The organism is Streptomyces sp. NPDC054863 (assembly GCF_053610825.1).
In genome coordinates, this window is the sequence record NZ_JBSGZD010000327.1 from 1 (window position 1) to 8,657 (window position 8,657).

At 72.0% G+C, this 8,657-nt stretch carries 8 protein-coding genes; 5 read left to right on the forward strand and 3 right to left on the reverse strand.

Going from position 1 to position 8,657, the window contains the following annotated elements; translation table 11 throughout:
• Positions 1-93 precede the first annotated feature (93 nt).
• The 3 genes from ACWGIG_RS33855 to ACWGIG_RS33865 form a co-directional block, all read right to left on the reverse strand.
• Complete coding sequence (locus tag ACWGIG_RS33855) at positions 94-489, reverse strand: DUF3040 domain-containing protein (protein WP_401751472.1); 396 nt, start codon at positions 487-489, stop codon at positions 94-96.
• A 372-nt stretch (positions 490-861) separates the two neighbouring features.
• Positions 862-1,620: a methyltransferase gene (locus tag ACWGIG_RS33860; protein WP_453325529.1), complete on the reverse strand. Its 759-nt coding sequence runs from the start codon at positions 1,618-1,620 to the stop codon at positions 862-864.
• A gap of 104 nt (positions 1,621-1,724) precedes the next feature.
• On the reverse strand, positions 1,725-2,267 hold the full coding sequence (locus tag ACWGIG_RS33865; protein WP_453325530.1) for an SAV_6107 family HEPN domain-containing protein: 543 nt from the start codon (positions 2,265-2,267) through the stop codon (positions 1,725-1,727).
• A 153-nt stretch (positions 2,268-2,420) separates the two neighbouring features.
• Here ACWGIG_RS33865 and ACWGIG_RS33870 point away from each other — a divergent pair, with 153 nt between their 5' ends.
• The 5 genes from ACWGIG_RS33870 to ACWGIG_RS33890 all read left to right on the forward strand — a co-directional run bounded on the left by ACWGIG_RS33870 (position 2,421) and on the right by ACWGIG_RS33890 (position 8,597).
• Entirely contained in the window at positions 2,421-3,305 is an 885-nt protein-coding gene (locus tag ACWGIG_RS33870) for an ATP-binding cassette domain-containing protein (RefSeq protein WP_453325531.1), read from the forward strand.
• Positions 3,277-5,391: a YhgE/Pip family protein gene (locus ACWGIG_RS33875; RefSeq protein ID WP_453325532.1), complete on the forward strand. Its 2,115-nt coding sequence runs from the start codon at positions 3,277-3,279 to the stop codon at positions 5,389-5,391. The genes ACWGIG_RS33870 and ACWGIG_RS33875 overlap by 29 nt, the downstream gene beginning before the upstream one ends.
• A gap of 62 nt (positions 5,392-5,453) precedes the next feature.
• On the forward strand, positions 5,454-6,068 hold the full coding sequence (locus tag ACWGIG_RS33880; RefSeq protein WP_453325533.1) for a TetR/AcrR family transcriptional regulator: 615 nt from the start codon (positions 5,454-5,456) through the stop codon (positions 6,066-6,068).
• A gap of 356 nt (positions 6,069-6,424) precedes the next feature.
• Positions 6,425-7,039, forward strand: coding sequence for a DUF4126 domain-containing protein (locus ACWGIG_RS33885; RefSeq protein ID WP_453325534.1), 615 nt, complete (start codon positions 6,425-6,427; stop codon positions 7,037-7,039).
• Between the two features lie 31 nt (positions 7,040-7,070).
• The gene (locus tag ACWGIG_RS33890) at positions 7,071-8,597 is read left to right on the forward strand and encodes a phytoene desaturase family protein (protein ID WP_453325535.1); all 1,527 of its coding nucleotides are present in this window, start codon (positions 7,071-7,073) and stop codon (positions 8,595-8,597) included.
• Positions 8,598-8,657 lie beyond the last annotated feature (60 nt).

Consider the following 8,657-nt stretch of genomic DNA (forward strand, 5'->3'; position numbering starts at 1 on the left):
CCCCTCACCTGTACTGCTCGCTCTTGCCGGTGTCAGCGCTGCTGGGACCTGCCCTGCACGGGCCGGCCCTGCTGATACCTGCCCTGCTTGGGGTCAGCCGCCCTGCTGCTCGTCGCGGCGGCGCTGCCAGCGCTGCTCTATGCGGTTCATCACCGAGCGGCGCTGCCTGGGCTGACGGCCTGCGGCCGCCATGCCGGGAACGGGTTGTTCGCCTGGTTTGGGAGCCTTGCGCCATCCGGTGACCGCGAGGACGGCACAGCCGAGCATGACAAGGAAGCCGACCACGCTCACCCAGATTTGCTGGGCGACCATTCCGGCCATGAGGAGCGCGATACCCACAAGAAAGCCTGCGACCGCCTGGTAGACCCGTCGCCGGGTGTACGTACGCAGCCCGCTTCCCTCAAGCGCTGTCGCGAATTTGGGATCTTCGGCGTACAGCGCTCGCTCCATTTGCTCGAGCATTCGCTGCTCGTGCTCCGAGAGCGGCACGGAGTCCTCCTACTCGTCGGTCGCGGGGGGCGACCGGATGCGGCCCTTTCAGAATAGGCAGGGAATCGCCCCCGTGAAACCCGCCCTCTACGCCAATTCGCCAATCCGGGCCGCCGTGCCGGCTTGGCTGTTGAAGCGTGCATTCCCCAACGGCCGACCCGTCATGCCGACGGTGTCCCCCGATCATACGGGGCCCGGCGGCTGATCGGGGGGCCTGCGGCGGACTCCGTACCTCACTCCTACCCGGACTCGTCCCTGATCAGCCCCCGTGGAGGGCCCGTACGAGGGGTTGGCGGGCGTTGCTCCGGACGGGCCCGGCAGCCGCTCGGGACGTGCTCGGGCCCGCCGTCGGGTGTGCTGCGGGGCTCAGGCTCAGGCCCGCTTGCCGCCCAGTACGTGCAACTGGGTGGCCACCGCGTGGAACGCGGCGAGCTCGGCGGCTGCCGCCTCCAGCTTGAGGAGGGCCTCCATGGCGCCCGGCTCGGTGTCGACCAGGACGCCGGGGACCAGGTCGGCGAAGACCCGGACGCCGTGCACGGAGCCGACCTCGACGCCCGCGCCCTCGGCCAGCTCGGTGAGCTGCTCGGCGGTGAAGCGGCGGGGCACCGGGTCGCCCTCGCCCCAGCGGCCCGCCGGGTCGGTGAGGGCCTGGCGGGCCTCGTTGAAGTGGCCGGCCAGGGCGCGGGCCAGGACGGCGCCGCCGCTGCCTGCGGCGAGCAGGCTGAGCGTGCCGGACGGGCGCAGGGCCGCGACCACATTGCCCAGGCCTTCGGCCGGGTCGTCGACGTACTCCAGGACGCCGTGGCACAGGACGGCGTCGAAGCCGTCGCGCTCGACCACGTCGAACAGGCCGATCGCGTCGCCCTGGACACCGCGGACGCGGTCGGCGACCCCGCCTTCCGCGGCCCGGCGCTCCAGCGCGAACAGGGCGTTGGGGCTGGGGTCGACCACGGTGACGCGGTGGCCGAGCCTGGCGACGGGCACCGCGAAGTTGCCGGTGCCGCCTCCGGTGTCGAGGACGTCCAGGGTGTCGCGGCCGGTCTCCTTGACGCGCCGGTCGAGGGCGTCCTTGAGGACCTCCCAGACCACGGCGGTACGGAGGGAGGCGCGGGGGCGCATCGATTCCGACACGGCATTGACTCCTCGGTGAACGGTGCGGGGCGAACGGTGCGAGATCCCCGCCGACCCGGCTGACAAGGCTCCGCCCAGCCTAATGGCCCCGGGCCCCGCCCAGGTCACCCCGCCTGTGCGGGGTCCGGCCCGCTGCCGGGGTCCGGTGCGTCAGGGGCCGGTCCAAGGCCCGGCTCCTGTCCGTCCCTGGTCCTGGGGAGCATCGGCTGGAGTACGAGCATCCGCTCGACGATCCGGAGGAACATCGCGGCGTCGCGCACCAGGTCGTCGGCGTCCCGGGCGCTCGCCGCGCCGCGTATGCCCGCTTCCGCGCGGGCCCTGCGCTCGGCGCCGGAGGCGAACAGGGCGCTCCACTCCGTCAGTTCGGGCGCAGTCTCGGGCAGCACCTCCCAGGCGCTGCGGATCCGCTGCCTGCGGCGCGGGGTGGACTCGGGGCGGCCACGGGCGGCGAGGACCGCGGCGGCGGTGCGCAGCGCGGCCAGGTGGGCCGTGGCGTACCGCTCGTGGGCGGCTTCGGTGACCACGGCGTCCGCCAGCCCCTGGCGGGCCTGGGCGAGCAGGTCGAGGGCGGCCGGCGGCGCCGTGGAGCGGCGCTGCACCGGGTGGACGTCGGCGTGAACATCGGCGTGGACACCAGCGCGAGTCATGACGAGCCTCCTGTCGTCGGGCAACGGCGCTGTGGCCGTATGTGCCCACTGTGAGGGACGCCACTGACAATCCGGCCTGACCTGGGCTTTTGCGCGACGGCCCTGAGGGCATAATTTTGAACTGACCGGTCAGTTCAAAAATGGGGAGGGTGCGTGGACAGCCCGCACACCGGGACAGCAGTGACCGCAGTGAACTTTGGTCTGAAGGGCCCGCGCGGCTGGGCGTTCCGGGGCGTGGAGTGCACCGCGCCCGCCGGGTCGTTCGTCGCGATCGTGGGGCCTTCCGGGTCCGGCCGTACCTGTCTGCTGCTCGCGCTCACCGGCCGCATGCGTGCCACCGAGGGGCATGCCGAAGTGGGCGGCCTGCGGCTGCCGAAGAAGATGGCGGGCGTACGGCGCATCAGCGCGCTGGGTCCCGTGGCCGGCGTGAGTGAGCTCGACCCCGCCTTCACCGTCGCCGAGCACCTGCGCGAACGGGCCCTGCTGCAGCGCCGGTTCGACGGATCGCTGCGGTCGCTGCTGCGGCGGCCCTCGGTGCGGCGGGCCGAGGCCCGGGCCAGGATCGACGCGGCGATGGCCGCGGCGGGGCTCGACCTCGCCTCGCTGCCCAAGGGCGAGCGGACGTCCGTACGGGACCTGGAGCGGCTGGAGGCGCTGCGGCTGTCCGTCGGACTGGCGCTGATGTGCTCGCCGCAGCTGCTCGCGTTGGACGACGCGGACATGAAGCTGTCCGACGCGGAGCGCGCGCAGGCGTGGGAGCTGCTGCGGTCGGTCGCGCAGGCGGGGACGACGGTCCTGGCCGTGTGCAGCGAGCCGCCGCAGGACGCGCTGCGGATCAGCACCGCGGCCGACGCCTCAAGAGGCGACGACGCCACCGGCGCAGGCGCGGACACGGGCACAGAAGCAGGCACGGGCGCAGGCACAGAAGCAAGCACGGACGCAGGCACGGACGCGGCTGCAGGCGCAGCGAAGAACACGACGCAGGACACGACCGAGAAGGGGACGGCCGATGCGCTCGCCGAAACTGGCCGCTCTTGAGCTGAAGCGGTTCGGCAGGGGGAAGCTGCCGAGGGCCGCACTGGTGGCGCTCCTGCTGCTGCCGCTGCTGTACGGAGCCCTGTACCTGTGGTCCTTCTGGGACCCGTACGGCTCGCTCGACAAGATCCCCGTGGCGCTCGTCAACGACGACAAGGGTGCGAACGCCTCGGGCAAGAAGATCGCCGCCGGTGACGAGATCACCAAGAAGCTGCTCGACAGCAAGGTCTTCGACTGGCAGGAAGTGAGCGCCAAGGACGCCAAGGACGGGGTCGAGAGCGGCAGTTACTACCTGTCGCTGACCATGCCGTCCGACTTCAGCGAGCGGATCGCCTCCAGCTCCGGCGACTCCCCGGAGACCGGCGCGCTCCAGGTGCGTACGAACGACGCCAACAACTACATCGTCGGGCAGATCTCCCGGTCGGTGTTCTCCGAGGTGCGCAGGGCGGCTTCCACGAACGCCTCCCGCAGCTTCCTCGACAAGATCTTCATCTCGTTCTCGGACATCCACGACGCGACCGAGAAGGCCGCCAAGGGGGCCAAGGACCTCGACGGCGGCATCGGGAAGGCGAAGAAGGGCTCCAAGGACCTCGCCAACGGGCTGACGAACGCCAAGAAGGGCAGCGGGGACCTCTCGGGCGGCATCAAGAAGCTCGACAAGGGGGCCGCGGACCTCGCGACCGGTTCCCAGAAGGTCGCCGACGGCACCAAGGAGCTGTCGCAGAAGGTCAACAAGGTCGCGGGCCAGGTCCGCCCGTACCTCAAGGACGACGGCAAGTCGATCGCCAGGTCCGCGCAGCTGGTCGCGGACAGCTCGAAGGCGGCCCGCGACCACCTGGAAACCCTGGTGAAGCACGCTCCGGGAGCCGCGACCCAGGCCCGCAGGGCCTCGGACGACCTGACCGCCGCGCACAAGGAACTCTGCGAGGGCCCGGCCGACGCCGACGCCACCGCGGCCGACGCCTCGGCCAGGGCCCGCGTCTGCCCCGTCCTCAAGAAGGGCGTCACGGCCGCCGCGAACGCCGCGACGATCTCCGCGGACGTCAACGCGATGGTCAAGGACAGCAAGGGCGACCTGGCCACCCTGGACACGCGTCTCAAGGACCTCCAGACCAAGTCGCAGGCCCTCGTCCGCGAGGCACCGCACCTGGACTCGGACCTCAAGTCCGCCGTCGCCAAGGTCAACGCGCTCAACTCCGGCGCCCAGAAGGTCTCCCAGGGCGCCGCCAAGCTGCACGCCGGACTCGACTCGGCCCGTACCGGTGCCACCGACCTCGACAAGGGCGTCGGCAAGCTGAAGACCGGGGCGAACAACCTGGACGGCGGTCTGTTCAAGCTCGCCGACGGCAGCGGGAAGCTCGCCGGCGGCCTGCACGACGGCGTGGCCAAGATCCCCGACTACGACAAGGACTCCCGGGACCAGCGCACCGAGGTGATGGCCGACCCGGTCAAGCTCGCCTCGCAGTCGATGCACAAGGCGCCCAACTACGGCACGGGGTTCGCCCCGTACTTCATCCCGCTGTCCCTGTGGGTGGGCGCGATGGTGGCGTACATGCTGATCCAGCCGCTCAACCGGCGGGCGCTCGCGGCGGGTGCCTCCGCCTGGCGGATCGCCTTCGCGGGCTGGCTGCCGGTCGCGGCGCTCGGCGTGCTCCAGATCGCCGCGCTGATGTCCGTACTGCACTTCGGGCTCGGCCTGGAGATGACCCGCACCGCCGGGACGCTGGCCTTCCTGGCCCTGGTGACGTGCTGCTTCGCGGCGATCGTGCAGTGGCTGAACGCCCGCTTCGGCGCGGCGGGACGCATCCTGGTGCTGGCGGTGCTGATGCTTCAGCTGACGTCGGCGGGCGGCACCTACCCCGTCCAGACGTCGCCGGCGTTCTTCAACGCGCTCCACCCCTTCCTGCCCATGACGTACGTCGTCGAGGGGCTGCGCAGGCTGATCTCGGGCGGCGGTCTGGAACCGGTCTGGACGGGCAGCCTGGTGCTGGCCGCCTTCACCGCGGGGGCGCTCGCCCTCACCGCTCTGTCCGCCAAGCGCAAGCAGGTCTGGACGCTGGACAGGCTGCACCCGGAGCTGAGCCTGTGAGCACGCAGCCGTTGAGTCCCCAGAGATCCGCGGGAACCGCGAGACCTGGGAGAATCGACGCCATGGACAGCACCAGCACGCGCCGCCGCAACACCCGGCAGAAGCTCTACGAGGCGGCCGTGACGCTCATCGCCGAGAAGGGCTTCTCCTCGACCACGGTGGAGGAGATCGCCGAGCGGGCCGGTGTCGCCAAGGGCACGGTGTACTACAACTTCAAGAGCAAGAGCGAGCTCTTCGAGGAGCTGCTGCGCTACGGCGTCGGGCTGCTCACGGCGTCCCTCCAGGAGGCGGCCGACGAGACCGCCGCAAGAGGCGGCACCAAGGTCGAGGCGCTGGACGCGATGATCCGGGCCGGTCTGCTCTTCATCGACCGCTACCCGGCCTTCACCCAGCTGTACGTGGCCGAGCTGTGGCGCACCAACCGGGCGTGGCAGTCGACGCTCCTGGTGGTGCGCCAGCAGGCGGTCGCCGTCGTCGAGACCGTCCTCACCGAGGGCGTCGCGAACGGCGAGCTGAGCGAGGAGATCGACATCCCGCTGACCGCCGCAGCGCTGGTCGGCATGGTCCTGGTGGCCGCGCTGGACTGGCAGGCGTTCCAGAGCGAGCGCTCGCTGGACGACGTCCACTCGGCGTTGTCCCGGCTGCTGCACGGGCGGGTGGGCGGCCCCCAGCACTGAGCGCGCACGGCAGGCGCGGCAGGCGCGGCCGGGCTCAGCAGGCACAGCAGGCACAGCAGGCACAGCAGGCACGGCAGGCACGAAAAAACACCGGTCCGGTGAGGCTCGACCCCCCCGAGCCTCACCGGACCGGTGCGTGAACCCCCGTGCCCCGTTACGTCCGGGGAGCCGCGCCGCTTCCGCCGCCCCGTGTCGGCGGTCTCGGCGCCGGCGCCCCTTCCGTGCTCCCCACTCTCTCGTCATCCCAGGTAGGAGCCCATCCGCGTACCTACTCATCTCTCCTACTAGGTACGGATACTCAGGGCTGCGTGTTCAACCCCAGCCCCGCGGGACGGCAACTGGTTACGATCACGTCCGTGTCGGTACTCCCCCTCGTCTTCACCAGTGGCTGGGCCAGCGGAATCAACGCCTATGCGGTGGTCCTGCTCCTCGGCGTCTTCGGCGCGACCGGACTGACCGACGAGGTGCCCGCCTCGCTGCAGCGCACCGACGTCCTGGTGGTCGCCGGGATCCTCTTCCTGTGCGAGGCGGTCAGCGACAAGATCCCGTACCTGGACTCGCTCTGGGACAGCGTCCACACGGTGATCCGCCCGATCGCGGGCGCGGTCGTCGGGGCACTGCTCGCCGGGCAGAACGGCTCGCTGCCGGAGATGGCGGCGGGCGCGGTCGGCGGTTCGACCGCGCTGGTCAGCCATCTGGTCAAGGCCGGGACGCGGATGGCGGTGAACACCTCGCCCGAGCCGTTCAGCAACATCGCGGTGAGCACCGCGGAGGATCTGGGCGTCGCGGGGATCATCACCTTCGCCATGTTCCATCCGGTCGCGGCGGCTTCGATCGCCGGAGCACTGCTGCTGGCCGGGCTGCTGATACTGGTCTTCCTGGCCAGGCGGATCAGGCGGTTCCGCCGCCGGAAGGCGCAGCGCAGGGAAGAAAGACGCCTGGCGGGCAGGGGTGGACCGCCTCCCGGCTGAGTTGTCGGTGGCGACCGTTAAAGTCACTGGCATGGCACGGATCGTGGTGATCGGCGCCGGGCTCGGCGCGATGGCGACCGCCGCCCGGCTGGCCGTGGCGGGCCACCGGGTGACGGTGTACGAGCGCGGGGGGACGTACGGCGGCTCGGTGGGCCGCTTCGAGCGGGCCGGGTTCGCCTTCGACACGGGCCCGGACCTGCTGCATCTGCCCGCCGTGTACCGGGACGTGTTCGTGAAGACGGGCAAGGAGCCCCTCGAATCGTGCGTCGGCATGGCGCAGACCGACCCCGCGAGCAGGCACTTCTTCCCGGACGGCACCTCGGTCTCACTGCCGAACGCCTCGCGCGCGGGTGTCGTCTCGGCGCTGGAGGAGGCGCTGGGGTCCGGCCTCGGCGAGCGCTGGGGCGAGTTCATGAACCGGGCGCGGGACGCCTGGGACCGCACCCGGCGCCCGCTCCTCGAAGAGCCGCTGCGCCCCGACGCCCAGGTGCTGGGCCGCGATCCGTACCCCTCCGTCCGGCAGAAGCGGCTGCTGCGCCGCGACCGGCAGGCGGACACCCTCGCCGAGGTCGCCGCCTGGGAGCTGGCCGATCCGCGGCTTGCCGCCCTGCTGGAGAGTTACGCGCTGGCGTACGGCCTGGATCCGCGCGACGCCCCCGCCTCCGCCGCCGTACTGCCGTATCTGGAGCAGACCTTCGGCAGCTGGTACGTGGCCGGGGGCACGCGGGAGCTGGCCCGCGCGCTGTACGAGCGGTGTCTGGCCCGCCGGGTGGAGTTCGTCTTCGGGGCGGAGGTCGCCTCGGTCGTCGAGAAGGACGGCCGGGCGGCGGGCGTGGAGCTGGCCGACGGGACGGCCGTCGAGGCGGACTCGGTGGTCGCGGCGGTGCCCCCGGAGCAGCTGTCCGCACTGCTGGGCGGGCAGGAGGCGTACGGGACGGCGCCTTCGCCGGGTCCGGTGCGAGCGGGCCGGGTGACGGTGTTCCTGGCGCTCGACGGGGCCCGGGAGGCCGGAGCGGTGCACCGGAGCGTGGTGCACCCCGCGCACCGGGGGTTCGAACTCCAGGAGGTCTTCGACGAGTTGGGCCTGGTGGAGTCCGTCGGGGACGACCTCTCCCCCACCGTGTTCGTCTCGCGCCCCGACAATCCGGCCCTGCGCCCCGACGACGGGCACGAAGCCGTGGTGCTCACCGCCGCCGCGCCGGTGCACGCCGCGTACGACTGGAGCAGGCCGGACCTGGCCGCGCTCTGGGCGGACCGGATGGTGACCGCCGCGGCCACCGCGGTTCCGGGTCTGGCCGACCGGATCCTGTGGCGCGAGGTCCGTACGCCCCAGGACACCCGCGCCGTGACCGGCGCGGCGGGCGGGGCGGTTCCGCCGCCCTCCCTGGCGGGGCGCTCCGGCCGGTTCCTCGCTCCGTCCAACACCACGGGGCTTCCCGGCCTGTACGCGGCCGGCGGCTGGGCGCACCCGGGCGGCGGTCTCGCGCACGCCGGGATGTCGGGGGCGCTGGTCGCCGGACTGATCGTCGAGGGGGACGGCTTCCGGGGTTCCCGGTGACGGGCCCCCGGTGACGGGCTGCCCGTGACAAGCACGACGCCGCTCCACCCGCTGTCGGCG

Excerpts from the sequence above, each read along its gene's own strand:
- ACWGIG_RS33865 (WP_453325530.1), bottom strand. The coding sequence starts at position 2,267 with ATGACTCGCGCTGGTGTCCACGCCGATGTTCACGCCGACGTCCACCCG.
- ACWGIG_RS33875 (WP_453325532.1), top strand. The coding sequence starts at position 3,277 with ATGCGCTCGCCGAAACTGGCCGCTCTTGAGCTGAAGCGGTTCGGCAGG.
- ACWGIG_RS33880 (WP_453325533.1), top strand. The coding sequence starts at position 5,454 with ATGGACAGCACCAGCACGCGCCGCCGCAACACCCGGCAGAAGCTCTAC.
- ACWGIG_RS33890 (WP_453325535.1), top strand. The coding sequence starts at position 7,071 with ATGGCACGGATCGTGGTGATCGGCGCCGGGCTCGGCGCGATGGCGACC.